A 26,312-nucleotide genomic window follows, 5' to 3' on the forward strand; every position below is an offset into this window, starting at 1 on the left:
GCTTCCTGACGCACACTCGAAGGGCGTCCGAGGCTCTCCGACGCCGCCTACTTCCAGGTCGAGGCCGTCAAGCAGAACTGGGACCTGAACTGGGCCCCGCTCGGGGTCACCCTTCCCTCACAGCTGACCGCTCTGCTCTCCGGTCCGTTCATGCCCGACGGCAACAACTTCGCCCACATCAGGAACACGGCCTACGACCGCCTGACGGCGAAGGCCGCCACCCTTCCGGTTGAGACTGGCTGCCCGCTGTGGAACAAGGCGGAGACTGCCTCGTTCGAGAACGCCGACCTGATCCCGGTCGTGGACAAGACTCAGACTGTGGCCGCCTACAGTGCCACCTTCCGGATCTCCTCGGGGATGTTCGCACCCACCACGATCCGCATGACGGGAGGCTCCAGATGAGCCCACGGGTGCGGCGGGCTGCCGTCGAAGTCGGGGCGCCCGCCCACCGTCGCGCCGGGAGGGGTGGTTCAGCCGGGTCGACGGTGCGGGCGGGCTGCGTGGCGCCATGGAGGCTTTGCGGGTGTAAGGGCTCCTGCTCTCACGCGGTGCGGTGGTTCCACTGTGCCGGAGTGGAAGTCCCCGGCGTTCGTCCCCGAGGCTGAATCCCACAGGGCCGTTCCGTCGCAAGCGACGAGGTGCAGCAAAGCTCCCTGGGCGTGATGCGCTCAGGGAGCTTGCGGGAGGGGCGGCTGTCCTGTGCAGAGGCTAGAGCGCGATCCACTCGGTGGAGGTGGTGACCTCCTTGAGAACGTCCGGGAGCGGCTCGATGCCGAGGCCCGGCCCCGTCGGGACATCGAGGTGGCCATCGGTGAGGACGAACGGCTCGGTGATGTCCGTGGCGAAGTAGCGGTGCGAGCCGGAGGTGTCGCCGGGGAGGGTGAAGCCGGGGAGGGCGGCGAGGGCGACGTTGGCGGCGCGGCCGATGCCGGTCTCCAGCATGCCGCCGCACCAGACGGGGACGCCGTGGGCGCGGGCGATGTCGTGGATGCGGCGGGCTTCGAGGTAGCCGCCGACGCGGGCCGGCTTGATGTTGATGATCGAGCAGGCGCCCAGCGAGATGGCTGCGGCGGCATCGGCCGCGGACTCGATGGACTCGTCCAGGCAGATCGGGGTGCGCAGCAGCTTGGCGAGCTGGGCGTGCTGGACCATGTCGTCGTTGGCGAGGGGCTGTTCGATGAGGAGGAGTCCGAAGTCGTCAAGCTTCGCGAGCTGTTGAGCGTCGACCAGTGTGTAGGCAGCGTTGGCGTCGACCTGGAGGAGCAGGTCGACGCCGAAGCGCTCGCGGACGGCGCGGACGGGTTCGACGTCCCAGCCGGGTTCGATCTTCAGCTTGATCCGGACATAGCCCTCGGCGACGTAGCCCTCCACCGCGTCGAGGAGCTCAGGTATGGAGTCCATGATTCCGACGGAGACGCCGCAGGGGACGCGGTCGCGTGACGCACCCAGGTAGGAGCCGAAGGACTCTCCCGCAAGGCGGAGTTGGGCATCGAGCACCGCCGTCTCCAGGACCGACTTCGCCATGTGGTGACCGGTGAACGGTTCCAGGGCGCGGCCGCCGGTTGCCGCGTCCACGCCCTTCTTCGGCAGAGCCGGGACGAGGAAGCGGCGCAGGACGTCCTGGGCGCCGTCGACGAACTCGGAGCAGTAGCGCGGCTCGGACATGGCCGCGCACTCCGCCCAGCCTTCCGTTCCGTCGGAGGTGACGACGCGGACGAGCAGGACGTCGCGGCTGGTCTCGATGCCGAAGGAGGTACGGAAGGGGGCGACGAGCGGCATCGCGATGCGGCGCAGTTCGACGCCGGAGATCGTGGTCTTCATTTTGCGGTGGCTCCTGGTGGGGTGTTCAGGGGTGTTCAGGTCGTGCGGTGGACGACGTAGCTGCGGCGATCGTGGAAGCCGACCACGCGGGCTCCCTCAGCGAGCAGGCCCCCGAGGGTGTGCCGGACGGCCAGCCGCCATTCCCGGGCTGCGCCCGGGTCCGTACGGCGGAGGGACTCGATGTCGTCGGGAAGGTCGATGAGGACGGTGGCGGCGTCGGTCGGGCCGATCACGGGGCGGCCGTCGTCGTTGCGGACGCCGCGGGTGACGTCGGCGGGCAGGTCGAAGGTGTACGGCCCTGCGGGCGCGGTCAGGTACCAGGCGGTCAGGACGCGGTCGGACTCGTCGCCGCCGTTGATGGCGTCGTCCATGGCGCCGTAGAAGGACGTCAGGTACTCCTCGGGGCGCGCGCCGAGTTTCACGAGGTTGAAGTACGCGTTGCGGCGGATCAACGGGTCGTAGGTCCAGGTGATGCGGTTGATTCCGCGGGCGAGGGCCCACTGGCGCTGGTGGAGCTTGAGGGCGAGGCCGATGCCGCGCCCCACGGCGGTGCCGGTGATGTGGGAGTGCAGGGTGGTGCCGATGGGATCGCCGTAGAAGGCGACGGACGCGCCGACCAGGCGGCCGTTCTCGTACGCGCCGGCCACGTAGTTGCCCGCGTGGGACAGGGCGCGCATCACCTCGGCGGATACGGGCGGGCTGTCGGCGTCCGTGCCCCATATGTCGGCGTAAAGTCGGCCGACGGTGTCGAGGTCCTCCATCGTGTGGAGTTCTCTCAGGTCGAGTGCGGTCACTGCAGCGCTCCGACGAGGTGGGCCAGCAGCCGGGCTCGGTCCGGCATGGTGGCGGTGACGACGTGTTCATGGTCGGCGTGGGCGCCGTCGCCGACGGCGCCGAGGCCGTCGAGGGTGGGGCAGCCGACTCCGGCGGTGTAGTTGCCGTCGGAGGCGCCGCCGACGGACGCCTGCCGGAGCGGGTCGAGGCCGAGCCGTGAGGCGATGCCGTCGGCCAGGGCGAAGAGCTTGTGGGAGGCGTCCGGGTCCAGCAGCGGGCGGTTGGGGCCGCCGGAGATGTGCAGGCGCGCGCCGGGGAGTTCCGGTCGCAGGCTCCTGACCAGCTGGTCGACCGCTTCCTGGGCCGCAGTGCTCGGGACGCGTACGTCCACGCTGAGGTCGGCGCGGGCGGGCACGGTGTTGCTCGCGGTGCCGGCCGACACCAGCGTCGGAGTCACCGTCGTCCCGGGTCCGGTCTGGGCGCTGACCATGTCGGCGACCCGGCTCAGGGCCAGGAGCTGGTGTGCCAGTTCGGTCGCCGCGTTGACGCCCTTCTCGGGTTCGAGCCCGGAATGAGCGGCGCGGCCGTGGACGGTGACGTCGTAGAGGGAGACCCCCTTGCGACCGGTCTTGAGCGCTCCGCCCGGGGCGGAGGGCTCAAGCACGAGGGTGGCCGCGCACTGACGTGCCAGGTCCTCGATGAGGTGGCGGGAGGTGTCCGAGCCGACCTCCTCGTCGCCGGTGACCAGGACGCAGACGCCGTCGAGGGAGGGCAGGGAGGCCAGGGCGTGGAACATCTGGACCAGGCCGGCCTTCATGTCGAAGACGCCCGGGCCGCGGGCGATGCCCTGCTCCACCGACCACGGGTGGGTGGCGAGCGAGCCGATCGGCCAGACGGTGTCGTGGTGGCCCAGGAGCAGGACGCGCGGGGTGCCGAAGGTCCACTGGACGTGGGCGACGCCGTCGACGACCAGCGTCTGCGGGCGGGCGCCGAGCAGGCGGCTGCCCTGGTCGGCGACCACCTGTGCGCTGCGGGCGACGGCGGCGTGGTCGGCGGAGTACGACTCGCAGGTGACGAGTTCTTCGAGGTCGGCGAGCATGGCGCCAAGGTCGAACGTGGGGGCGGGCGCGGCGTCCGCTCGCGGGGGGCTGGGTTCTTGGTCAACCGGCACGGTGGGTCCTCCAGGTTGGGATGACCGCCACGCTAGGCAGGCTGGTCGCGGCCCGGTTGGTGCCGTGGTGACAAGCTGGACGTCCGGTTCGTACTGCGGACCCAACGCCCGCCGGAACGGCCGGTGCCCGGCCGGTCGTCCGACCGGCCGGGCACCGTTCCAGGTGCCAAGCCCAGGTCAGCCCATGTGCTTGGCCATGAGCTGCCGCATGTTCCCGCCGAGGATCTTGAGGATGTCGGCCTCCGGCAGACCTCTGTGGAGCAGCGCCGCGGTCACCAGTGGCATGCCCACGGGGCCCTCGAGCCCGGGGAAGCCGAACATGGGGTCCTCGTCGTCGAGGCTCTCGCAGCAGGGTGGCGTGACGTCGTGCATGACCTCGCGTACGAAGTCGGAGCCGAGGCCGACGTGGTCGATCCCGGCGACGGAGACGATGTGCTCGATGTGGTCGACGATCCGGTCGGTGCTCACCTTGGCCTGGTCGTCGGTGAGGAAGTCCGGTACGAAGTTCACGCACACCACTCCACCGGTGGCGGCGACGCCGCGGATCTGGTCGTCGGTGAGGTTGCGGTGGTGGTCGCGCAGGGTGCGGGCGCACGAGTGGGTGGCGATGAGCGGCCGGGTGGCCAGTTCCAGGACATGTGCGACGCCGCTCGCCCCCAGGTGGGAGATGTCGAAGAGCATCCCGAGGCGTTCCATCTCGCGCAGCGCCTCGACGCCGGGCACGGTGAGCCGGCTGCCGGTGGCGTCCTCGCGGCTGCCGTCGGCGAGCGGGGTGCGGCCCCAGTGGGCGATCGAGGCGATCCGTACGCCCAGCCGGAAGAGGGTGGGAAAGAGTTCGACGGAGGCGTCGATGCCGGGGGCACTCTCCAAGGCGAGGACGAGGGCGATCTTCCCCTCAGCGAGGGCAGCGTCGATGTCGGCCCCGTTCAGGCACAGTGCGACCCGGTCGGCATTGGCCTCGGCGAGGACGTGGGCGCACTCGATCATGCGGAGGGTCTGCCGGAGCGCGCCCTCGGGCCGGTACTGGTCGTCGATGAACACGGGCAGGACCTGGATGTCGATGCCGCCCTCGCTCAGTTGCGGCAGCCAGCGTTCTCGAAAGAAGGAGCCCCAGCGCTTCGGGGGGCGTGCGGCGACGGCCATGAGGAGGTCGTTGTGCGCGTCGGCGACGACGGCACGGTGGTGGAGGTCGTGGGACACGGCGGTCCTTTCGGGCGGTGAGGAGGCGTCCGGCGGCCCTGGAAGGGGGTGTGGGGCCACCGGACGCTCGGGAGGAGGAGCGAGTGGCTCAGGCGCGGGCCAGGCGTGGGACCGCATCCAGCAGGGTGCGGGTGTACATGTGCCGGGGCGCGCCGATCACGTCCTCGACGGGGCCGGATTCCACGAGCCGGCCGTGGTGCATGACGGCGACGGCATCGCAGACGTACCGCACGACGGCGAGGTTGTGCGAGATGAAAAGCATGGTCAGGCCGAGTTCGCCGCGCAGGTCGCGCAGGAGGTTGAGGACGGCGCCCTGGACGGAGACGTCGAGGGCGGAGGTGATCTCGTCGGCGATGAGGAGTTCCGGCTCGGCCGCGAGGGCGCGGGCGACGGCGACGCGCTGGCGCTGGCCGCCGGAGAGCTCGCGCGGGTACTTGCCCGCGTACGTGGGCGGGAGGGAGACCAGTTCGAGGAGCCGTCCGACTTCCGCCGGCCGCTGGGCGCGGGGGACGCGGGTGCCCTCGGCGATGGCGTCGCCGATGCTCATGCGCGGGTTGAGCGAGGAGTACGGGTCCTGGAAGACCATCTGGACGCGGCCGCGTGCGACCCCGGAGACGGTTCCGCTGTACGGGGTCAGGCCGACCACGGCGCGGGCGAGGGTGGACTTCCCGGAGCCGGACTCCCCCACGAGCCCGGTGACGGAGCCCTTCGGAACGTCCAGGCTGACGCGATCGACGGCGGTGAAGGAGCCGAAGCGGACGGTAAGTTCGCTGATGTTCACAGGACCTCCCAGCAAGCCACGGAGTGTGTGTCCGTGCGGGCGAGCAGCTTGGGGCGGATGGCGCAGCGGGCGGTGGCGAAGGCGCACCGGTCGGCGAAGGCGCAGCCGTCGCCGACGTCGCCGGGCGCGGGTTGACGGCCGGGGATGGTGGTGAGGGGGCCGGACCGGTCGGTGTCCATGTCGGGGAGAGAGCCGACGAGGGCGCGAGTGTAGGGGTGGCGGGCGTAGTGGAGGGCGTCGGCGGGGAGTTCCTCGACGATGCGACCCGCGTACATGACGGCGATCCGGTCGCACAGTTCGCTGACGACGGCGATGTCGTGGGAGATGAACAGGGCGCCCGCCTGCGTGTCGTCGACGGCTTCGCGCAGGACCCGCAGGACCTCGCGCTGGACTGTGACGTCGAGGGCGGTGGTGGGCTCGTCCGCGATGATCAAACGGGGCGTGTTCATCAGCCCCATGGCGATGACGGCGCGCTGGCGCATGCCGCCGGACAGTTCGTGCGGATACCGCTTGGCGACGTCGGCCGGCTGCTTGATCCGGACCCGGTCGAGTCGTTCGACGGCTCGGGCCCGAGCCTCGGTGCGGGTGGCGCCGTCGTGCAGGGTGGCCACTTCGGCGAGCTGGCCGCCGACCCGCAGGGCCGGGTTGAGGGAGGCGGTGGGGTCCTGGAAGACCATCGCGAGCGACGACCCGAGCAGCTTGCGGCGTTCGGAGTCGGTCAGGCCGTCGAGGTCGACCCCACCGAGCCGCAGGCGGGCGCTGCCGACGAGGCCGGGGTAGGGCACGATCCGGCCGATGGCGGCGGCCGTCATGCTCTTGCCGCTGCCCGACTCGCCGACCAGGCCGACGATTTCGCCGGCGCGGACGGTCAGCGACACCTGCCGTACGGGGGTGATGCCGCCGGGGAAGGCGACGGTCAGGTCCCGTACCTCCAGGACGGCGTCCGCCGCGGGCTCGTCCCGGGCGGGGGCCACGACGGGAGCGACGGACTTTCCGGTCGTTTCACGGGTGTGGGCGGCGGCCTTGGCGAAGGTGTCGCCGAGCAACATGAAGCCGAGGCCGGAGAGGCTGACCGCGAGGGCGGGGGCGACGACGACGGACGGGGTGACGTAGACGTGCCCGAAGGCTTCGTTGAGCAGCCGGCCCCAGTCGTACGACGGCGCCTGGACGCCCATGCCGAGGAAGGACATCGCGGACAGGCCGAGCAGGGCGCCGCCCATGGCCTGGGCGGTGTTGAGGATGAGCGGTTCGGCGATGTTGGGGAGGATGTGGCGGGTGAGGATGCGGTGGCGGGGCACGCGCAGCATGCGGGCCGCGGCGATGTAGTCGGATCCGGCGACGGACGCGGTCATGGTGTGGGTGAGCCGGGCGAAGGTCGGTGCGAGGGCGACGCCGATGCCGAGGACGGCGCCCTGTGCGCCGAGGCCGGCGACGACGGCGGTGAACATGGCGAGCAGCAGGGCGGGGAAGGCCACCAGCAGGTCGACCGCGGCGATCACCGCGCGGCCCGCGCGCCGGGGCAGGATCTGCGGCAGGGTGCCGAGCAGGATGCCGGTGACCGTACCGATCAGAGTGGCCAGGAAGGCGAGGCTCAGGGTCAGCCGGGTGGCGACCAGGGTCCGGGCGAGCAGGTCACGGCCGAGGGCATCGGTGCCGAGCAGGTGCGAGGCGGAGGCTCCCTGGCTGATCTCCTTCGGGTTCATCCGGGTGGCGGCGTCCTCCCAGATCGGCGGGCCGACGATGGCGAGGAGAACCATGAGGGCGACGATCACGGCGCCCAGCAGACCGGCGGGGTTTCTCAGCAGACGGCTCATCAGCCCTCCCTGCGGGTGGAGGCGGACAGGGACGACTTGGGGTCGAGGATCCCGAGCAGGATGTCGACGAGGAAGTTGACGACGAGGACGAGCGCGCCGTAGACGAGGATCATCGCCTGCGCCACGGGGTAGTCCTTCTGGGTGATGGCCTCGACGGTGCGCAGGCCGAGTCCGGGCCAGGCGAACACGTTCTCGACCAGCACGCTGCCGGTGATCAGCCCGCTGAGCAACAGGCCGCCCATGGTCAGGGTCGCGGTCAGGGTGTTGGGCAGCAGGTGGACGGCGTACAGCCGCCAGGCGGGCAGCCGCTTGGCGTGGGCCAGGCGCATGTAGTCGGTGTCGAGTTCGCGCAGGGTCTCGACGCGCGCCAGGCGGGCGATCATCGCCGCCGGGGCGATGGCGAGAGCCGTCACCGGCAGCACGAAGGAGGCGGGCCCGGTGAGACCGGCCGGCGGGAACAGGCCGAGCCCGAGAGCGAGGACGAGCAGCAACGCCAGACCGTACAGGTACTCGGGGATGGCGACGGCGGCACCGGTGAGGGTGGTGAACGCGCTCTCGGAACCCCGTCGGCGTCCGTTGTGGGTGCGGACGGCGGCCCACAGTCCCAGCGGTACGGCAACGGCGAGGGCGACGAGGGTGGCGAGGAACGCCAGGGCCAGGGTGTTCGGGAGCCCTTGGCCGATGATGTCGGCCACCGGCTGGGAGCTGAAGAAGGAGGTGCCGAGATCGCCGGAGAAGAGTTGCCGGACGTAATCGGCGAACTGGGTGAGCAACGGCTGGTCGAGCCCGAGTTCGCTTCTGCGCTGGTCGACGAGTTCCTTCGGCGCGGTCGGGCCGAGCATCTGGCGCAGCGGGTCGCCGGGGATGAGGTGGATCATCGCGAACGAGGCGACGACGAGCACGGCGAGGGAACCGGCGAGGCGGAGCAGGTGCCGGGCGAAGAAGCGCGTGGTCAGCCGCCGGGAGCGGCGCGGCGATGCGGCAGGGGCGGCGGGCCCTTCGTGCGGGGTGAGCACGTCGGGCGGGGTGGCGGGGGTGGTCACTTCTGTCCTCCCGTCATCCGGATCGACGTCGGGTCGAAAAGGCCCGACGTGATGCGGAAGGTGGCGTTGTGGGCCGCGATCGTGACGGTCTTGTCGACGACGGGAACGATGTCCGCACTGTCGAGGAGCGCGTGCTCCGACCTCTCCCACAGGGCGCAGCCGGCGGCGCCGGGGAGCCTGCTCGCCTCGGCGGTGAGCCGCTCGTAGGTCTTGTTGGTGAGGTGGGCGAAGTTACCGCCGTCGGGGGTGAAGGGGCCGGAAAGCGCGCCGAGCAGCTGGGTGGGGAGGGTGACTCCGAGCGGGGCCCAGTTCACGTCCCAGTCCTGGGTGACCGCCTCGACCTCGCCGTACGCGGCGTCGGACACGGCCCGCAGCCGGACGTCGACGCCGACCTTCTTCCATGACTCGGCCAGGTACTCGGCCGCGGCGGCCATCGTCTCGCCCGACGACGTGCCGTAGATCATGCGCAGAGTGAGCCGCTTCCCTTCCTTCATGCGGAAGCCGTCGGGACCGCGACGCCACCCTGCGGCATGGAGCGCCGATCCGGCCGCGTACGGGTCGAAGTCGGGCAGGTGGCCGGTGACGGTGTCGCCGGGGCAGGGCTTCGGTTCCATGACCAGGCCGGTGGGGGCACGGCCGGTCCCGCCGGTGGCGATCGCTCCGAGGGAGTCGAAGTCGACGGCTTGGAGCAGGGCCTTGCGGACGGCAGGGTCGCTGCCGGGGTGGCCCTCGCCCTGGTGGAAGAAGAACTCCTGCGTGCCGTTGGCCTGGTCGGTCGTGGTCACCCCGGGGATGTTGGTGACGCGGGCGCGGTCGGGGCCGGCGAGCTGTGCGCCGTTCAGCTGGTGGGAGAGCAGGAGGTTGGCGGTCGTCGCCTCGCTGCCGACGACCTTGAGCACGACGGAACCGGGCGTGGCGGGATCGGCGGTGGTCGCCCCGTCCGGTCCCCAGGTGTAGTCGTCACGCTTGGCGAAGGCGTAGCTCTGGTTGGGCTCGGCGGAGGTGAGCCGGAAGGGGCCCGACCCGGAGGTGCCGGTCCGGAGCAGATCGCGGTCCTTGAGGCCGGCTCCGCAGACGATGAAGAGGTAGCGGGTGCTCTGCAGGGTGAAGGCGAACGGCTCCGGCGTGGAGAGCGTCACGGTGCGGGCGGTGTCGTCCGCCGTGGCGGTGATGCCCTCGGGGACCACGACGCCGTATGCGGGCGACTTGGTGGCCGGGTCGGTGATGTGGGCGACGTTGGCGGCGACGGTGCTCGCGGTCACGGGGCTGCCGTCGGCGCAGGTGACGCCCCGGCGCAGGGTGAAGATGACGGAGGCGGGCTTGACCTCCCACTTCTCGGCGAGTCCGGAGACTATCCGGCCGTCGGGCCCGGCGTGCACCAGGGTGTCGTAGGCCAGCGACAGCGCGGTGTACGTGGTGGTGTTCTGGACCTGGGCGGGGTCGAGCAGTCCGGGGTCGCTCTTGATCGCGAAGCTGAAGGCGTCACCGCCGGACGATCCGGCCTGGGCGCCGCTGCCGCAGCCGGCCGCCAGCAGTGACACCGCCAGACAGGCGGCGATCGCCTTGGCTCTCTTCATCGAGGGCATCGGGGGCTTCATAGGGAGACTCCTTGGGGCGGGAGAGTTGCCCCACAGTCGCGGCTGATGGCCGGAAATGATTCAGTCGGGGCGACGAAAGCCGCCGAGCCTGTTGGGTGGTGGATCCCAAGCCGGGCGACGGCCTCGAAGACACGACAGCCCCGGACCGCGAGGGAAGCGGTCCGGGTGTGGCATGTCCGCACGGAGGGGCGGACGGCACGGGTGGCTCGTTCACGTCCGGGTGCGGAGATGGTCGACGGCGATCCTGGCGGCGCGGCCGATCGCACGGTCCGCAAGGGGCTGCCGGGTGGCCGCGGTCGAGGTCCGCAGGAAGACGCCCACGGCGTACCGCTTGCCATCGGGGTACGAGATCACGCCGGCCTCGTTGCGTACGGCGAAATCCGTGCCGGTCTTGCCCGCGAGCCGCACGCGCGGTTCGGGGAAGCCGGAGACCAGACGGTGCTGCCACACCTGCCGGCTCATGATGTCCCGGACCTCGGCGCAGGCGTCGGCCTGGCCGGCTTCGTCACGCCAGATGGCGGCGAGGAGCGCGGTCACCTCGCGGGGTGTGCTCGACGGGCTGCTGCCGGGGGCGCAGGCGCCGAGAGCCAGGAGCCGTTCGTCGGGGACGCCGGCCAACTGGTCGTCGAGGGACAGGTCCGGCGTGAGCCCGAGTTCCCGGCGGATGTCGTCGTCCAGGGCCGCGCAGGAGGAGAAGCCGAAGCCGGGGAACCCCAGGTCGTCGAGCGTCGCGCGGACCCGGTCGGGGCCGACGACGTCCAGGAGGAGGTCGGTCGCGGCGTTGTCGCTGATCGTCATCATCATGAAGGCCAGGTCGCGGGCGCTCATCTCGACGTCGTACGCGCAGCCGTCCGTACCGCTGCCGCCGGCCCGATAGGCGGCCGTGACCGTGTGGCGCCGGGCCGGGTCGAGCTCCCCCGCCGCCACCTGCCGGGCGTACTCGAGGACGATGGGGATCTTGAAGACGGAGGCGAGCACGACCTGCATGTCGGCGCCGTGGCCGAACTCCGCACCCGTGTCCAGGTCGCGGGCGTGGACGAAGCCGTCGACCCGCGCCTGGGTGAAGGTCTGCGAGAGCAGGGTGCGGGTCTGTTCGGCACCGGCCGACCGCGCTGCGGCTGTGGTCATGTCGTCTCCTCGGGTGTGGTGGCGGCTGGTGCCCGGCGCAGGTGGTCGACGGCGGTCCGTGCGGCACGGCCGATCGCGGCGTCGGCGGCCGGGTTGCGGCCGCCGAGGGCGGGGGTGCGCAGGAAGACCGCGACGGCGTAGCGGCCGCCGTCGGGGTACTCGACGACGGCGGCTTCGTTGAGGACGCCCCACAGAGAGCCGTTCTTGGCCGCGACGCGGACGTCGTCGTCGAAGCCCGCGATGAGGCGGTGGGTGGACAGCTGGTGGCTCATGAGCTCGCGGACCTCGGCGCAGGCGTCGGCGGGACCGGCCCGGTCGCGCCAGATGGCCGTGAGCAGGGAGGTGATCTCCCTCGGGGTGCTGGAGGCCGAGCGGGTGGGGTCGAGCATGGCGAGGCCCCTGATCCGGTCCTCGCTCACCCGGTCCAGCTGGGCGTCGATGTCGCCGTCCGGGTCGAGGCCGAGCTCCGCCCAGACCGGATCCCACAGGTCGCGGTAGCGCCCGACCGGTAGGTTCGGGCAGCCGAGTTCGGCGGCCACGGCGCGTACCCGGTCCGTGCCGAGGATCTCCATGAGCTTGTCGGTGGCCGCGTTGTCGCTCATGGAGAGCATGAAGAAGGCGAGGTCGCGGGTGCTCATGGTGACGTCGTGCCGGCAGCTGTCGGTGCCGATGCCGCCACCTTCGCGGTTGGCGGCGGTGATGGTGTGGCGGGCGGCCCGGTCGAGGGCTCCGGCCGCCGCCTCGCGGGCGTAGGCGACCGCGACGGCGATCTTGCGGAGGGAGGCGACGATTACAGGGGCGTCGGCTCGGAAGGCTACCTCGCGGGCGTCGCTGTCACAGTCGATGTCGCGGGCGTGGACGAAGCCCTCGACTCCGGCTTCGTCGAAGACCACCTGGAGGGCTGCGGTGGCCTCGTCAGCGGCGGAGGGTGGTGCCATGGGGGGTTCCAATCGCGCGTGGGTCAGCTGGTCTTCGGTGTGGCGCGGCCGCTGTAGTGGAGGTACGAGGGGCCGTCGGGGCGCTGCTCGAACACCACCGCGTCCCAGATCGAGTCCCCTTCGTCGCGGCCGACGAAGGTGGTCGCGTCGACGGCGACGAGGTCGAGGGTGCGGGAGCGGGCGAGGCCGACGAGGATGCCGGTCGGCTCGGTGCGCAGGCGCAGCCCTGCCTCGTGCGCGGTCACGTGGATCCTGCTGCCGGCGCGCTCGTACACGCCGGTGAAGGGGGCGGCGTCGACGGGGACGGGCTGCTCGGGCGGGGCGATGGGGGCGGGGACGTCGATCGCGTGGAGCTCCTGGAGCAGCTCGCTGGCGAGCCGGTGCTGGAACTCGACGCTCCGGCCGCCGTTGATCAGCGCTGCGACGACGGTCCCGAGTTCGGGCAGCACCCAGAGGGCGGCATGCTGGCCGATGGTGTCGCCGGTGTGGGAGACGACCTGGTGGCCGTCCCATTCGTCCAGGCTCCAGCCGATGCCCCACTGGCGCCCGCCGGCATGCGGATTGGGCAGGTCGACCTGCGCCTGTCGCAGCGCGGCGGGGTCGGTGAGGAGAGCCCCCGGGGTGAGGTGGGCGCGGCCGAAGGCGACCACGTCGGCGGCCCGCGCGCAGATCAGCCCGGCGGGACCGACGGACCGGGGCAGTCCCCACTGCGGCACCACGGCGCCCTGCTCGTCGTGGCCGACGGCGGCGCCGAAGCGCAGGACGTCCTCGGGCAGCGTCCAGGTGTGGGTCAGTCCCAGCGGCTCGCAGATCTGCTCCCGCAGGGCCTGGTCCCAGACCGTGTCAGTGAGCCGCTCGACGACCCGGCCGGCGATGACGAAGCCGGAGTTGCAGTACGAGTGGGAGTCCCCGACGGGGAAGGTCTGCTCCAGGTCGGCGCACGCCTCGACGTAGCGCCGCAGGCAGTCGTCGCCGCGTCCGGTGTCCAGGAACAGGTCGCCGTCGATGCCCGAGGTGTGGGTGAGCAGGTGGCGCAGGGTGATGGCGGCCGTTGCTTCCCGGTCCAGTACTCGGAATTCCGGCAGGATCTCCGCGACGGGGGTGTCCAGGGTGACGCGGCCGTCTTCGACCAGGAGCATCAACTGGGTCGCGGTCCACACCTTGGTGACCGAACCGATCTGGAACAGCGAGTCGGTGCGTACGGGCGCCCCGGTTGCGGTGTTCAGGACGCCGGTGGCGCACTCGTACACCTCACCGTCGTACCAGAACGCGACGCTCGCGCCGGGGACCTCGGAGTCGGCGGCCAGCGCCGCCAGGCGACGCGCCCAGTGCTCGATGTCGGCCTTCACGCACGTCCTCCGGGTGGCTCGATGCGGCTCCTTGAACTTGGCGGGAATCGTACGTGCGGAGCACCCCTGAACGGTTCGTCCTCAGATACGAAGATGCAGGTCGGAGCTTGGCCCTGCGGACGACTCCGGGGGCGGTGGGCCTTCCTAGGGTGGCGAGCACCCGACATACGAGGATATGAGGAGACGAGACGACGATGCCTCTGATCGACCGCGACGACTGCGCCCTGGTGATCATCGACGTGCAGACCGATTTCTACCCGCCCACGCGGCTCGACGTGGACCGGCAGCGGCTCCACGACATGGTGCGGCGCATCGCCTGGATCACGTCCGTCGCCGACCGCCTGGGCATCCCGGTCGTCGTGACCGAGGAGGACCCCGACACCAGCGGCCACACCGTGCCGGAGATCCTCGAGGTGCTGCCGGCCAAGGCGGTCACCCTGCCGAAGAACGCCTTCGCCGTGTGGGACAACCCCGACATCGCCGCCGCGATCGAGGCCACCGGCCGCACGAGCATGATCCTCGTCGGCATCGAGACCGACATCTGCGTGGCCCACTCGGCAATTCAGCTGCACCACGCCGGCAAGCGCGTGGTGGTCGTGGACGACGCGGCCTACTCCCCCGGCCAGGCCCACGAGCGCGGCCTGCGGCGCCTAGCGGGCCGGGGCATCGAGACGCTGTCCACCAAGGAGCTGTTCTACGACTGGGTGCGCACCATCCAGGACGCGGACGCCTTCCACGACACCCACAAGGACCTGACGGTCCCGCCGGGCGTGCGGCTCTGACCGAGGCAGCCCTCAGTCGAGCCTGGCGGCGGGGCCCGTTTCGGTCTCGCCGCCGTTCTGCGTCTGCCCCGGGCCCAGCAGGCGCAGCTGCAGCATCGCGGCGAACCTCGCCGCCGGATCCTGAAGGTCGATCTCGCCCACCTCGGACACCCTGCGGATCCGGTAGCGGAAGGTGTTGGGGTGGACGAACACGCTCGCGGAGGCGGTGATCACGTCGCCGAAGGCGTCCAGCCACGCCCGCAGGGTCTCGACCAGGTGGGCATTGTGCTTGGCGTCGTACGCCATGAGGCGAGCGAGTGGCCCCGAGAGCTCGTCGCGGTTGGCGACGGCCAGATCCCGCATCTCGATCAGCAGGGCGTCGACGTACACATCGGCGATCGAGGCGGCACGCTTCCCCGTCTGTCCGGTGAACAGCACGCGCAGCGCCCGGTCAGCATTGGCGCGTGAACGCGGAAGCGCGGCGGGCTCCTCGGCGACCGAGCCGATCCCGATGACGGCGCCGGGCCGTTCGCCCGTGCGGGCCAGGAAGTTCGAGGCCACCTGCAGGGCACGCTCGCGGGCGTGGGCGGTGTCGCCCGTGACTGGGAAGAGCGCGTACGCCACGTCGCCGAGCAGGGCCACGGCGGAACGCGGCTGTACGGCGGTGAGGTGGACGGCCAGGGCGGAGGCCAGGCGCTGGCGCTCGGCCGTGACGTGGGCGTGGTCCTCGCCGCGCTCGGGAGCGAGGCCCATGGCCATGACCAGGGTCGGTTCGTCGACAAGCCCGAGCCGGCCGAGCGCCTCCACCGCCCCGGCCCCGCCGTCCAGCGCGGTCGTGACGAGGTCGGCGCGCAGCCGGTTCTCGGCGTCAGTACCTGCCCGGAAGCGAAGCATGTGGAGGGCCACGAGCTTCGCCGCCTCCAGGAACGCCTGCTCCCGCTCCGGGGTGAGGGGCTTGCGCAGCGCCGCCCAGACGGAGCCAAGGAACTCGTCCCCGGCTCGGACCGCCACCGCCACCCGCGGCAGCGCCACCTCCTCGCCGAGGGTCGGCGGGGGGACGTGCACGAGGCCCTCGCTGCGGTACAGCTCCTTGAAGACGCCGTGCTCCTCGTGGTGGCGCAGATAGCGCTCGGGCACCTGGCGGGCCAGGATGCTCTCCACCCGGGGGGCGTCCGCCTCGTCCTGTCGGCCGGAAAAGGCGAGGATGCGCGAGCGGCGGTCCTCAATGGTGATCGGTGCGTCAAGGAGGGTGGCGATGGCGTTGGCCAGGGCGAAGAGGTCCCCGGACGGCACTCCACCCAGGGTCTGCTCCTCGCCCTCGCGAGCGTCGCCCACGTCTCCCTCGGCGAGTTGGGTGCGCAGCATCGCCGCCAGCTGCGACCAGGAGGCGCCCCGGGTCAGGGCTAGCAGCGCGACACCGGTCTGGTTCACGACCGGTTCCAGCTCGTCGGCGTCGTCGACCGGGCCGCGCACGACCAAGGCGGTGGCCCCGAGCGCGGCGAGGTACCGGAGCAGCTGGCCGGTTTCGTCCGCGCCGTGGACACCGACGCCGAGCACGATGGCGTGTTCCGGATAGTGCTGCTCGTCGTACGGATCGTGGATGCCGACGCCGCCGATCTCACCGGCCGCGTCGGGGTCGCCGTACACCAGATCCAGGAGCGTGTGGCCGAAGTCCTCCAGCACCCGACTGAGGCTCCGGGCGGGGTGCGTCGACATGTGCCTGATCATCTCCGCAGGTTAGGACGTGCGCAGCCCTGCGATGTGGTGCGTACGAACGAGGGTACGTCACCCTGTTCGTACCCCGGTACGAACGGCATCGGCGGGCAGCCACAGGCGGGCGACGGCGGCTTCGGCGAGGGCGTCGGTCGAGTCGACGAGCGGGAGCAGGCGAGCGGCCGCCTCGCTGATCAGCGGGATCTCCGTACAGGCGGCGATCGCCGCCTGAGCGCCCTGTTCCTTGAGGCTCTCGGCGGCCGTGGCGATCCAGCGCTCGGGCTCGGCGGGGTCCGCACCTCCCTTGACCGCGTGGATGGCGGCGTCGACGTACTGCCCCTGGACGGGGGCGGGGACCTGCACCACGTCGAGCCCGAGCGGGGCGCCGGCCCGCTCGTACAGCCCGGTCAACCGCGTCCCCCGGGTCGCCAGGACTCCCACCCGCTCCAGCCCCGGTGTGCGGCGTGCCGCCGCCTCCAGCGCGACCCTGATCATGTCGAGGACCTCGACACCGGTCGCCCTGGACAGCTGCTCGACATAGGCGTGCGCGGTGTTGCACGGAACGGCGATGCAAGTCGCGCCCGCGCGCTGCAGCCAGCGGGCGCCCTCCACAAGGGCGGGGACAGGGGACGGCCCCTGCCCTAGCAACGCCGCCGTCCGGTCGGGGACGGCGGGATCGGCCCACATCACGACGGGCAGATGCGCCTGGTCGGAGCCGGCCGGGGTGCGCTCGACGACCCGACGGTAGAAATCTGCCGTGGCGAGCGGCCCCATCCCACCGAGGATGCCGAGGATCGGGCGGGTGACGTGACGCATGCGGGGCGGCCTTTCGATCGTTCCCGCCGTCGTCCGCGGGGCCTCCCGTGATCGTGGCCCGCCGGGATGCGCCGGGTGTCGTCGCGGGCTCCACAAACCCCCGTCCGTTTTGGTACGGAGAACCGGACGGCTCCTCCCTGGCAGGAGCATTTGGCCGCGCGGACGAAGTGGGCACGTCAGAGCTGTGGTGGCGACCGAACTCCTTGACACGGGCGCTGGGTTTCACTGACCACCGGCCCCGTCATGGCCTGCCGATCGTCAACGCAAAGGTCCACCATGCACACGTACGACCCTGCCCTCACCGACCTCGTCGTCGCCTCGCTGCGCGACCGCCTCCTGAACCAGCCCGGGCTCAACCACCCGGGCGAGGCGGACAAGCTCGACCGGGTCCTGGCAGGGCTGATCGGGCCGGAGGGCAACGATCCGGGGGAGGTCCTGCGGCTGTGGACCGAGCAGTTGGCGCCCACCGTGATCGCGGTCGACAGCCCCCGCTTCCTGTCGTTCGTCCCCGCCGCCCCCACACAGGCCGCCGTCCTCTTCGACATGCTCGTCTCGTGCTCGTCGATCCAGGGCGTCTCGTGGCTGCTCGCCTCCGGGCCCATCGCCGCCGAGAACCAGGTCCTGCGCCTGCTCGCGGACCTCGCCGGAATGCCCGCCGAGGTCGGCGGCTGCTTCGTCTCCGGCGGCTCGGCCGGGAACCTCTCCGCCCTCGTCACCGCCCGCGACACGGCCCGGCGTCTCCGTGGCCTCGGCCCGTACGAACGCCTCCGGTTCGCCGTGTCGGACCAGGCCCACTCGTCCATCGGCAATGTCCTGCGCATCATCGGCGTCGAACCCTTCGTGGTGCCGACCGTGGACCACCGCCTGACCAGCCCCGCCCTGCGCGCCGCCCTTCTCGCCGATGCCGACCCGTCGGACGTCATCGGGGTGGCGGCCACGGCCGGCACGACCAACGCCGGAATCATCGACGACCTCGCCGGAATCGCCTCCGTGACCCGGGACTTCAACCTGTGGTTCCACGTCGACGGCGCGTACGGAGGCGCCGGCCTCCTCGCCCCGAGCGTGCGGGACCGCTACCGGGGCATCGAGCACGCCGACTCCCTCGTCATCGACCCCCACAAGTGGCTCTTCGCCCCCTTCGACTGCGCCGCCCTCCTCTACCGTGACCCGCACCTGGCCAGAGCGGCCCACACCCAGGACGCCTCCTACCTCGACGCCCTGCACACCGACGACGACACCCAGTGGAACCCGAGCGACTACGCCCACCACCTCAGCCGCCGCGCCCGCGGCCTCCCGCTGTGGTTCTCCCTCGCCGTCCACGGCACCCATGCCTACAGCGAGGCCATCGAGAAGGCCCTCACCCTGGCTCGAGACACGGCCGCACTCATCCGAAGCACCCCGTACCTCGAACTCATCCGCGAACCCGAGCTCTCCGCCGTCCTCTTCCGCCGCACCGGCTGGAACACCGAGGACTACACGGAATGGTCAACCCGCCTCCTCGCCGGCCAGACAGCGTTCGTGGCCCCGACGGGCTGGGAGGGCGAGACCGTCGCCCGATTCGCGTTCTTGCATCCGGAGACGACCATGGAAATCGTCGAGGAAATCGTAGGGACCATGGTTTGAGCCACGGACCTGCAAGCCGACAGTCTCCGGCCAGCTCTCGGGTTCTGGGGCCCGTACGGCACTTGGCACGACAGGTGCCAACCGGTCTCATCGGTGTCCGGTTTTCCCCGGACCCTGCCCACCGCCGATGGGCCGCGAGTGAAACGGCAGCCCGTAAGCCCGTGCATCAATCTAGCCGAAATATGCATTGAGTGCAGAAATTGCGCGCTCGGTGACACTGGAGACAGTTCCTGTGCCGGAAATGGTGACCAGGCGCCGCTCGGAGCCATATTTCTTCACGACGCGCTCCGACTGGACATTCCATGCGTCCCATCGACTGGCGATTACGTTTCGACTGTCGTCCTCACGCAAGTAGAGAGGTCCGCCACAGATGTCGCAGATCCCATCCTTTTGAGGGGCGGCATACATGATGTGCGCAACGTGGGAGCTGTCGTTCTTACATATCCGTCGACCGACAAGACGCCGAAAAGATTCATCGCGCCCCACTTCGAAGTTCAGCGCGGCGTCGATCTTCTCTGAGGTCCTCGCTAGCAGCTTATCTACTGCCTCCGCTTGACCGAGCGTCCTGGGGATGCCATCCAGAATGAAGCCGTGTTGGGTGTCACGGTCTTGGAGTCGGACTTCTAGCATCCCCAGGGTTACTTCGTCGGGCACGAGTTCTCCGCGTTCCATGTGCCGACGGGCCTTACGTCCGAGTCGTGTACCGCCTCTGATGTTGTCCCGAAACAGCTCCCCAAGGTGCAGGACGGGAACTTCCAGCAGCTTACTCAGGAATGGGGACTGGGTCCCCTTTCCGCTGCCAGGGGGGCCGACCAGGGCGATCCGGCAATGCTCCCGAAGTTTCAGTTGTGCGGCCACGTGGACTGTTCCTCGTTCGGTGGCGTCAAGGAGCATCTGTGTTGCTGATGCTGTCATCTCGTCCGCCTGAATTCGCGCATTCTCGATGATTGACTCTGCCTGAGCCTGCGCATTCTTGACGATGACTTCTGCTTCGAGGTGGGCTGCGGACAGAACTCCCTGACCCCCTCCCGGGAGTGGCTGATCGGGCGCTCCCTCGATCCGGCTTCGAGTCCCAGACCGCTTTCTGTGGGCGCCGGACTGTCGCTGGTGGAGCTTGACTCGCTTCCACCGCTCGCGCCACTGGTCCAGTACGCCTTGATCAGTTTTCGCCAGCTGTCGAACCAGCTCAAGGGTGAAGTCCAGCGATGGCAGGCGCTTGCCGCTGATGGCTTCAGAGATTGCGGACGAGGACAGAGACACACGACCCGCAGCTCGTGCCGCTGTGGCGATCTCTCGGTACGACGGTGATCCGCAGTCGACGTGCAGAACGTGCAGGGCGTCCGCGAAGGCAGTCAGTTCTCGGGCATACGCGTCGACGGCTTGGTGCTGGTCATCGGTCTGATCGGCCACTCGTCCCCTCCCTCGGCGGACTTCCAGCCTAGAAGCCCATCTGCGAACTTCGCCGACCATTGCCGAATACCGCCGAACGATGGCCTGTTCGGCGCGGTCCTGCGCCGTACGCTCGAACGAAGTCTTCTGCCAGTGCTGTCCGGGCTTTTCCGGGTCTGGTCGCTTGACTCGCAGGACCCTGTTGTCGGCGAGTCTCATTGGTGCCACGCACTCGACTGTTCCGATCACCGGGACCTGAACCTTGGAGACCGCACCAGCAATGGCGTTCATCCAACAGATGGATCTTGCTTCTGTACCTGCCTACGTCCTACTTGCCGCTCTGGCGGTCATGGTCATGCTGTTCACGGTGGTCGCGATCATCGCCCGTGCTGTGGTGGCGAAGGCCCGCCCTGAGGACCTGCCGCACATCCTTCCTGGCCTGGGCCAAGTGCTGGCGGCGCTGGCCCTTTTCCTACCCTGGGGACGGGGGAAGCGATATCCGGCCGCGGCGCTCGCACCCGTCCGGCCTGAGCGAGGGGGAGCCCGTCAACCACGGCCCTGAGCAGACTCAGGCGTGGGGGCCGGCCCTACGGGCAATGCCTCGACGAGTATCTTCGACGGGTTCAAGTGCGGCGAGGCGCCAGCCAGGATGCCCTTCCTGAGACACGGGAGGCCCCACAGTCCCGAAAACGGCATCCGCCCGACACTCGCCCCGGCATCACGGAACGTCACGGCCGAGAAGCGAGGAAGTGGGGCCGGCCAACCACTCAGCAGCCGGTCTCACCATCCCACCCCGTGGGCCATCCCCACGTGGGCGAGCGCCCCCGCATGGCAGGCCTAAACCACGCATGACGACCCATCAGACAACGCGCCATTCGTGCGCCAAACGTGCGTCACGTGCGTCAGATATGCGTCAAGATATCGCCCGTAACGCACGTAATGCACACTCGACGAAGCCGCAGGTCAGCGGCCCTTTTCGGCAGGCTCAAGGATCGCGACGCACTCCACGTGGTGGGTCATCGGGAACAGGTCGAACGCACGCAGCGTCCGCGGCTTGTAGCCGCCGTCGCGGAAGTACGCCAGGTCGCGGGCCAGTGCCGCCGGGTCGCAGGCGACGTAGGCGATGCGGCGGGCGCCGAGGGAGGCGAGGTGCTTGACGGTCTGCTTGCCGGCGCCGGCGCGGGGCGGGTCGAGGACGATCAGGTCGACGTCCTCGATGCCGGTGCGCGGGAGTACGGAATCGACCTTGCCCTGCTCGATGCGGACCCGGTCGAAGCCCTGGAGGTTGTGCCGGGCGTCCTCCACCGCGCGCTTGCCGGACTCGATGCCCAGCACCGCGCCCTTCTCCCCCACCCGGTCGGCGAGGGCGCCCGCGAAGAGGCCCACGCCGCAGTAGAGGTCGAGCGCCATGTCGCCCTTGCGCGGCATCAGGCCCTGCATCACGGCCTTGACCAGCAGGTCGGCCGCCTGCGGGTGGACCTGCCAGAAGCCGCCCATGCCGACGCGGTACGTGCGGTCGTCGGCGCGCTCGCGGACGAAGGCGCGGCCGTGGACGCGGTGCACTCCGCCGTCGCGCTCCTCGACCCGCAGCACCGAGACGGGCTTGTCGAGCTCGACGAGCGGGAGCCGGCCGCCGGGGCGCGGGGTGAGGACGACCTGGCGGTCGTTCGAGCCGGTCGCCGCGATCGCCTCGACCGTCTCCATCTGCGGCCAGTCCTGCTTCTCGATGCCCAGCTCGCTGACGCCGGGCGCGGCGATCAGGCAGTGGTCGATCGGCTGCACGTCGTGCGAGCGGTGCTTGCGCAGTCCGACCCGGCCGTCCTCGTCGATCGCGTACTGGACGCGGGTGCGCCAGCCGGGCACCTCGCCCGCGGGAAGCTTGTCGCCCGGGGCGGGCATGACGGTGCCGTCCCAGCCGGCCTCTTCCGGGGTGAGGCCCGCGAGGCGCTGCAGCTGTTCCGCGATCACCTCGCCCTTGAAGCGGCGCTGGGCGCCCGGCTTGGCGTGCTGCCAGTCGCAGCCGCCGCACATACCGGGGCCGGCGTACGGACAGGGGGCCTCGACCCGGTCCTTGGAGGGCTCCAGGATCCGCACCGCGTCGGCGCGCAGGAAGCGGGAGTCCTCCTCGCCCTCGGTGACCCTGGCCACGATCTTCTCGCCGGGCAGGGTGTGCCGTACGAACAGCACCCGCCCGTCCTCGGTGCGTGCGACGCAGTGGCCGCCGTGGGCGACCGGGCCGACCTCGACCTCGTACTCCTGCCCGACCAGCGAGGACTCAGGTGCGTTCTGCATGGTGGGGTGACTCCAGAGATCAAGGGGTGTGCGGGACTCGGCGAGCGGCCGGAAGCAGGTGTGCTCCCGGCGGCCGCGTCACACGGGACAACGACCGACCAGTCTACGTCCGCCGCGAAGCGTCTCACGCCTTCCCGGTCGGCTCCTTCGGCCGGTCGTCCACCAGGCCGCGCCGCACCGACCCGGGGGCGTTCCAGTCCTGGCGCTTCTTGGCCCGCTCCTTGGCGGCCTCGGAGGACTCCAGCTGGTACGGCACCGAGGTCACCATCACGCCGGGCGTGAACAGCAGCCGGCCCTTCAGCCGCAGGGCGCTCTGGTTGTGCAGGAGCTGCTCGTACCAGTGACCCACCACGTACTCGGGGATCACCACGGTGACCACGTCGCGCGGGCTCTCGCGGCGCAGGCCCTTCACGTACTCGATGACGGGGCGGGTGATCTCGCGGTACGGGGAGTCCAGGATCTTCAGCGGGACGTTGATGCCGCGCCGGGCCCATTCCTGCTGGAGCGCCCTGGTTTCGGGCGGGTCGACGTTGATGCTGATGGCCTCGAGCCGGTCGAAGCGCATCGCCTTGGCGTAGGCGACGGCGCGCAGCGTCGGCCGGTGGACCTTCGAGACGAGCACGATCGCGTGGACGCGCGACGGCCGGACGCTGTCCTCGCCGGGCTCGTCGGGCGCCGCGATCTCCTCGGCGACCCGGTCGTAGTGCTTGCGGATCGCGCTCATCGTCCCGTAGAAGATCACCATGCCCAGCAGGGCCACCCACGCGCCGTGCGTGAACTTGGTGGCGAGCACGACGACCAGCACCAGGCCGGTGAAGAAGGCGCCGAAGGTGTTGATCGCCCGGGAGCGGTACATGTGGCGGCGCCTGGCCTTGTCCCGCTCGGTCCTCAGGTGCCGGTTCCAGTGCCGGACCATGCCGATCTGGCTGAGGGTGAACGAGACGAAGACGCCGACGATGTACAGCTGGATGAGCTTGGTGGAGTCCGCCCCGTAGACCCACACCAGCAGGATCGCGGCGCCGGCCAGCAGCACGATGCCGTTGGAGAAGGCGAGCCGGTCGCCGCGGGTGTGCAGCTGGCGCGGCAGGTAGCGGTCCTGCGCGAGGATCGAGCCGAGCAGCGGGAAACCGTTGTACGCGGTGTTCGCGGCCAGGAACAGCACCAGGGCGGTGGCGGCGGCGAGCAGGACGAAGAAGAACGTTCCGTCGCCGAAGACGGCGGCCGCGACTTGCGAGATCACCGGGTTCTGGACGTAGTCGGGGCCGACGGGGGCGCCGTTCGCGATCAGGTCCTTCGCCGGGAACTCGGCCATCTTGACGTCGGTGGCCAGGGCCAGGCCGATGATGCCGCAGAACATGGTGACGGCCAGGGCGCCCATCATCAGCAGGGTCGTCGCGGCGTTCCGGCTCTTCGGCTTGCGGAAGGCGGGGACGCCGTTGCTGATGGCCTCGACGCCGGTCAGCGCGGCACAGCCGGAGGAGAACGCGCGCAGCAACAGGAAGAGCAGCGCGAAACCGGCGAGGCCCTCGTGCTCCGCCTTGATCTCGAAGTCGGCGGTCGGGGCGCGCATGGTGTCCTCGAGGACGATCCCCTTGAACGCGCCCCAGATGATCATGATGAAGACGCCGGTGACGAAGACGTAGGTCGGGATCGCGAAGAGCTTCCCCGACTCCTTCACGCCCCGCAGATTCATCAGGGTGAGCAGAACGATGATCGCGATGGCGGAGAACACCTTGTGCTCCACGACGAACGGGATCGCCGAGCCGAGGTTCTCCACGCCGGACGAGATCGACACCGCCACCGTGAGGACGTAGTCGACCAGCAGGGCGCTGGCGACGGTCAGTCCGGCCTTCGGGCCGAGGTTGGTGTTGGCGACCTCGTAGTCGCCGCCGCCGCTCGGATACGCGCGCACGTTCTGCCGGTACGAGGCCACGACGGTGAACATGAGTACGACGACAGCGGCCGCGATCCACGGGCTGAAGTGGTACGCCGACGCACCCGCGAGGGACAGGACCAGCAGCACTTCGCCCGGCGCGTATGCCACGGAGGACAGGGGGTCGGAAGCGAAGACGGGGAGAGCGATGCGTTTCGGGAGAAGCGTCTCTCCCAGCTTTTCACTGCGCAGCGCCCGGCCGATCAGGATCCGTTTGGGAACGTCGGTCAGTTTGGACACGCTGAGGATCGTAAGCGCTCGATATGAGCCAGGCACAACCAGCGGGGCAGAACCTGCGGGATCTTAACGCGGGTGCCTCGCCGGGCCCTCTTGACGAGCCGTGCGTACCCTGTCCGGGCCGTGGTCTGAGACCCTGTGGTGCACAGCGTGCACTGGCACGCGCACTCGCGGTGCCTCAGGCCGGTACCGCAGAAGACATAGCCGGAAGGACGGTCGTGCACATCGTCATCATGGGATGCGGGCGAGTGGGAGCCGCTCTCGCGCAGACCCTGGAGCAACAGGGGCACACGGTCGCCGTGGTCGACCGCGACCCCACCGCCTTCCGCCGTCTGGGATCCGGATTCGGCGGCCGCCGCGTCACCGGGGTCGGCTTCGACCAGGACACGCTGCGGGAGGCGGGCATCGAGGACGCGGGCGCGTTCGCCGCCGTCAGCAGCGGCGACAACTCCAACATCATCGCGGCCCGGGTGGCCCGCGAGATGTTCGGCATCGAGAACGTCGCCGCCCGTATCTACGACCCCAAGCGGGCCGAGGTCTATCAGCGTCTCGGCATCCCGACGGTCGCCACCGTCCGCTGGACCGCCGACCAGATGCTGCGGCGGCTGCTGCCGTCCGGCGCGGAGCCGCTGTGGCGCGATCCGAGCGGCGGCGTGCAGCTGGCCGAGGTCCACACCTCACCGGCCTGGATCGGCCACAAGATCAGCCGGTTGCAGGACGAGACGGGCGTACGGGTCGCCTTCCTGACCCGGCTGGGCGAGGCGGTCCTGCCGACCTCCCAGACCGTGCTGCAAGAAGGTGATCTCGTGCATGTGATGATGCGCACGGACGAGATCGCGAAGGTCGAGGAGGCCTTCGCGGAGGGTCCAGAGGAGGGCGGTCACTGATGCGTGTCGCTATCGCGGGCGCCGGTGCGGTGGGCCGTTCCATCGCCGGAGAGCTGCTGGAGAACGGGCACGAGGTCCTCCTCATCGACAAGACCCCCACCGCGATCTCGGTGGAGCGCGTGCCGCAGGCGGAGTGGCTGCTCGCCGACGCCTGCGAGATCACGTCCCTGGACGAGGCGGCGCTGCAGCGCTGCAGCGTGGTGATCGCCGCCACCGGCGACGACAAGGTGAACCTGGTCGTGTCGCTGCTCGCCAAGACGGAGTACGGGGTGCCGCGGGTCGTCGCGCGCGTCAACAACCCGAAGAACGAGTGGCTCTTCAACGAGTCCTGGGGCGTCGACGTCGCCGTCTCCACGCCGCGCCTCATGTCGGCGCTGGTGGAGGAGGCGGTGAGCGTCGGCGACCTCGTCCGCCTGCTGCGCTTCAGCCACGGCGACGCGAACCTCGTCGAGCTGACGCTGCCGCCGGAGTCGGCACTAGCGGGCACGCTGATCGGCGACGTCGCCTGGCCCGAGGACACCTCACTGGTCACGATCATCCGCGGCTCCCGCGTGCTGACGCCGAGCCCTGAGCAGACGCTCGAAGCGGGCGACGAGCTCCTGTTCGTGGCGGCGCAGGCACGCGAGGAACAACTGGAGGACCTCCTCTCGGTCCGCCGCGAGGGCCCGCCGGAAGCGGGCTGAGTCCCGCCGCGGGCCACGCCGTCACGGTCGTGGCCCGCGCCCCTGCCGGGGGCGTGCTCTCGGGTCCCCGTTGCCGGGTGCGTCGTCCCGGAGGCCGACCGCTGACGCGAGGGCGTCGTCCCGGCGGTGCGGCCGGGTCGGCACCTCGGCCGGGGGCAGGCCGGGCCTCCCCAGGGGCCCCGGCGGCGCGTCCTGTACGGGTGTGAGCAAGCCTCAAGAGGCATACGGCCCTGAGGCGTGCCGCGCCCCGAGCGTACGGCCCGGCCCGCCGGGCAGGCCGGGGCTCCGCCCCGGGGGTCCGGGGCGGAGCCCCGGCCTGCAGCACCATGCAACCCGCCGGAGCCGCCGGGAGCGGCAAACC

Annotated in this window: 21 protein-coding genes; 5 read left to right on the forward strand and 16 right to left on the reverse strand. The window is 70.5% G+C overall.

Annotated elements, in window-relative coordinates:
* The first annotated feature begins 150 nt into the window (after positions 1–150).
* Positions 151–402 carry a hypothetical protein gene (locus tag ACFYOP_RS27025; RefSeq protein ID WP_356895979.1) on the forward strand — a complete coding sequence of 84 codons (252 nt, stop codon included), beginning with the start codon at positions 151–153 and terminating at the stop codon, positions 400–402.
* A 306-nt stretch (positions 403–708) separates the two neighbouring features.
* On the opposite strand, the gene menC is transcribed toward ACFYOP_RS27025, so the two are convergent.
* From menC to ACFYOP_RS27080, 11 genes are all read right to left on the reverse strand, one after another.
* The gene (gene menC / locus ACFYOP_RS27030; RefSeq protein WP_356895977.1) at positions 709–1,821 is read right to left on the reverse strand and encodes an o-succinylbenzoate synthase; all 1,113 of its coding nucleotides are present in this window, start codon (positions 1,819–1,821) and stop codon (positions 709–711) included.
* Positions 1,822–1,856: 35 nt separating this feature from the next.
* Positions 1,857–2,615 carry a GNAT family N-acetyltransferase gene (locus ACFYOP_RS27035; protein WP_356895975.1) on the reverse strand — a complete coding sequence of 253 codons (759 nt, stop codon included), beginning with the start codon at positions 2,613–2,615 and terminating at the stop codon, positions 1,857–1,859.
* A complete protein-coding gene (locus ACFYOP_RS27040; RefSeq protein WP_356895972.1) occupies positions 2,612–3,694 on the reverse strand; it encodes a M20 family metallopeptidase in 1,083 nt (360 codons plus the stop codon). Before ACFYOP_RS27040 ends, ACFYOP_RS27035 begins: the two co-directional genes overlap by 4 nt.
* Before the next feature lie 249 nt (positions 3,695–3,943).
* Complete coding sequence (locus ACFYOP_RS27045) at positions 3,944–4,966, reverse strand: membrane dipeptidase (RefSeq protein WP_356895970.1); 1,023 nt, start codon at positions 4,964–4,966, stop codon at positions 3,944–3,946.
* Between the two features lie 88 nt (positions 4,967–5,054).
* Positions 5,055–5,747: an ATP-binding cassette domain-containing protein gene (locus ACFYOP_RS27050; RefSeq protein ID WP_356895968.1), complete on the reverse strand. Its 693-nt coding sequence runs from the start codon at positions 5,745–5,747 to the stop codon at positions 5,055–5,057.
* Positions 5,744–7,561: a dipeptide/oligopeptide/nickel ABC transporter permease/ATP-binding protein gene (locus ACFYOP_RS27055; protein WP_356895966.1), complete on the reverse strand. Its 1,818-nt coding sequence runs from the start codon at positions 7,559–7,561 to the stop codon at positions 5,744–5,746. Before ACFYOP_RS27055 ends, ACFYOP_RS27050 begins: the two co-directional genes overlap by 4 nt.
* Positions 7,561–8,604: an ABC transporter permease gene (locus ACFYOP_RS27060; RefSeq protein ID WP_356895964.1), complete on the reverse strand. Its 1,044-nt coding sequence runs from the start codon at positions 8,602–8,604 to the stop codon at positions 7,561–7,563. The genes ACFYOP_RS27055 and ACFYOP_RS27060 overlap by 1 nt, the downstream gene beginning before the upstream one ends.
* Complete coding sequence (locus ACFYOP_RS27065; protein ID WP_356895962.1) at positions 8,601–10,202, reverse strand: ABC transporter substrate-binding protein; 1,602 nt, start codon at positions 10,200–10,202, stop codon at positions 8,601–8,603. Before ACFYOP_RS27065 ends, ACFYOP_RS27060 begins: the two co-directional genes overlap by 4 nt.
* A gap of 210 nt (positions 10,203–10,412) precedes the next feature.
* Positions 10,413–11,330, reverse strand: a complete 918-nt coding sequence (locus tag ACFYOP_RS27070) for a serine hydrolase (protein ID WP_356895960.1) — start codon at positions 11,328–11,330, stop codon at positions 10,413–10,415.
* Positions 11,327–12,268, reverse strand: a complete 942-nt coding sequence (locus ACFYOP_RS27075; protein WP_356895958.1) for a serine hydrolase — start codon at positions 12,266–12,268, stop codon at positions 11,327–11,329. The genes ACFYOP_RS27070 and ACFYOP_RS27075 overlap by 4 nt, the downstream gene beginning before the upstream one ends.
* 23 nt (positions 12,269–12,291) lie before the next feature.
* Complete coding sequence (locus tag ACFYOP_RS27080; protein WP_356895956.1) at positions 12,292–13,617, reverse strand: serine hydrolase domain-containing protein; 1,326 nt, start codon at positions 13,615–13,617, stop codon at positions 12,292–12,294.
* Between the two features lie 194 nt (positions 13,618–13,811).
* Between ACFYOP_RS27080 and ACFYOP_RS27085 the strand changes: the two genes are divergently transcribed.
* Complete coding sequence (locus ACFYOP_RS27085; protein ID WP_356895954.1) at positions 13,812–14,399, forward strand: isochorismatase family protein; 588 nt, start codon at positions 13,812–13,814, stop codon at positions 14,397–14,399.
* Positions 14,400–14,411: 12 nt separating this feature from the next.
* Here the strand turns inward: ACFYOP_RS27085 and ACFYOP_RS27090 are convergent, their stop codons facing one another.
* Together ACFYOP_RS27090 and ACFYOP_RS27095 are read right to left on the reverse strand one after the other, a co-directional pair.
* Positions 14,412–16,094 carry a helix-turn-helix domain-containing protein gene (locus tag ACFYOP_RS27090; protein WP_356896015.1) on the reverse strand — a complete coding sequence of 561 codons (1,683 nt, stop codon included), beginning with the start codon at positions 16,092–16,094 and terminating at the stop codon, positions 14,412–14,414.
* A 69-nt stretch (positions 16,095–16,163) separates the two neighbouring features.
* Entirely contained in the window at positions 16,164–16,907 is a 744-nt protein-coding gene (locus ACFYOP_RS27095) for an amino acid racemase (protein ID WP_356895952.1), read from the reverse strand.
* 276 nt (positions 16,908–17,183) lie between these two features.
* On the opposite strand from ACFYOP_RS27095, the gene ACFYOP_RS27100 reads away from it, so the two are divergent.
* Positions 17,184–18,530: a pyridoxal-dependent decarboxylase gene (locus ACFYOP_RS27100; protein ID WP_356895950.1), complete on the forward strand. Its 1,347-nt coding sequence runs from the start codon at positions 17,184–17,186 to the stop codon at positions 18,528–18,530.
* A gap of 171 nt (positions 18,531–18,701) precedes the next feature.
* On the opposite strand, the gene ACFYOP_RS27105 is transcribed toward ACFYOP_RS27100, so the two are convergent.
* From ACFYOP_RS27105 to ACFYOP_RS27115, 3 genes are all read right to left on the reverse strand, one after another.
* Positions 18,702–19,940, reverse strand: a complete 1,239-nt coding sequence (locus ACFYOP_RS27105; protein WP_356895948.1) for a nucleoside monophosphate kinase — start codon at positions 19,938–19,940, stop codon at positions 18,702–18,704.
* Positions 19,941–20,882: 942 nt separating this feature from the next.
* On the reverse strand, positions 20,883–22,211 hold the full coding sequence (locus tag ACFYOP_RS27110) for a class I SAM-dependent RNA methyltransferase (protein WP_356895946.1): 1,329 nt from the start codon (positions 22,209–22,211) through the stop codon (positions 20,883–20,885).
* Between the two features lie 124 nt (positions 22,212–22,335).
* Positions 22,336–24,384, reverse strand: a complete 2,049-nt coding sequence (locus ACFYOP_RS27115; protein ID WP_356895944.1) for an APC family permease — start codon at positions 24,382–24,384, stop codon at positions 22,336–22,338.
* A 215-nt stretch (positions 24,385–24,599) separates the two neighbouring features.
* Between ACFYOP_RS27115 and ACFYOP_RS27120 the strand changes: the two genes are divergently transcribed.
* Positions 24,600–25,268, forward strand: coding sequence for a TrkA family potassium uptake protein (locus ACFYOP_RS27120; RefSeq protein WP_356895942.1), 669 nt, complete (start codon positions 24,600–24,602; stop codon positions 25,266–25,268).
* Positions 25,268–25,951 (forward strand): TrkA family potassium uptake protein, encoded by a 684-nt coding sequence (locus ACFYOP_RS27125; protein WP_356895940.1) that lies wholly within the window; start codon positions 25,268–25,270, stop codon positions 25,949–25,951. Before ACFYOP_RS27120 ends, ACFYOP_RS27125 begins: the two co-directional genes overlap by 1 nt.
* Positions 25,952–26,312 lie beyond the last annotated feature (361 nt).

Origin of the sequence: Streptomyces sp. NPDC006294, from assembly GCF_042870895.1 — a bacterium.
In the GTDB taxonomy this organism is placed as follows: domain Bacteria; phylum Actinomycetota; class Actinomycetes; order Streptomycetales; family Streptomycetaceae; genus Streptomyces.

Excerpts from the sequence above, each read along its gene's own strand:
- ACFYOP_RS27025 (WP_356895979.1), top strand. The coding sequence starts at position 151 with ATGCCCGACGGCAACAACTTCGCCCACATCAGGAACACGGCCTACGAC.
- menC (WP_356895977.1), bottom strand. The coding sequence starts at position 1,821 with ATGAAGACCACGATCTCCGGCGTCGAACTGCGCCGCATCGCGATGCCG.
- ACFYOP_RS27040 (WP_356895972.1), bottom strand. The coding sequence starts at position 3,694 with ATGCTCGCCGACCTCGAAGAACTCGTCACCTGCGAGTCGTACTCCGCC.
- ACFYOP_RS27055 (WP_356895966.1), bottom strand. The coding sequence starts at position 7,561 with ATGAGCCGTCTGCTGAGAAACCCCGCCGGTCTGCTGGGCGCCGTGATC.
- ACFYOP_RS27065 (WP_356895962.1), bottom strand. The coding sequence starts at position 10,202 with ATGAAGCCCCCGATGCCCTCGATGAAGAGAGCCAAGGCGATCGCCGCC.
- ACFYOP_RS27070 (WP_356895960.1), bottom strand. The coding sequence starts at position 11,330 with ATGACCACAGCCGCAGCGCGGTCGGCCGGTGCCGAACAGACCCGCACC.
- ACFYOP_RS27075 (WP_356895958.1), bottom strand. The coding sequence starts at position 12,268 with ATGGCACCACCCTCCGCCGCTGACGAGGCCACCGCAGCCCTCCAGGTG.
- ACFYOP_RS27085 (WP_356895954.1), top strand. The coding sequence starts at position 13,812 with ATGCCTCTGATCGACCGCGACGACTGCGCCCTGGTGATCATCGACGTG.
- ACFYOP_RS27090 (WP_356896015.1), bottom strand. The coding sequence starts at position 16,094 with ATGTCGACGCACCCCGCCCGGAGCCTCAGTCGGGTGCTGGAGGACTTC.
- ACFYOP_RS27095 (WP_356895952.1), bottom strand. The coding sequence starts at position 16,907 with ATGCGTCACGTCACCCGCCCGATCCTCGGCATCCTCGGTGGGATGGGG.
- ACFYOP_RS27100 (WP_356895950.1), top strand. The coding sequence starts at position 17,184 with ATGCACACGTACGACCCTGCCCTCACCGACCTCGTCGTCGCCTCGCTG.
- ACFYOP_RS27110 (WP_356895946.1), bottom strand. The coding sequence starts at position 22,211 with ATGCAGAACGCACCTGAGTCCTCGCTGGTCGGGCAGGAGTACGAGGTC.
- ACFYOP_RS27125 (WP_356895940.1), top strand. The coding sequence starts at position 25,268 with ATGCGTGTCGCTATCGCGGGCGCCGGTGCGGTGGGCCGTTCCATCGCC.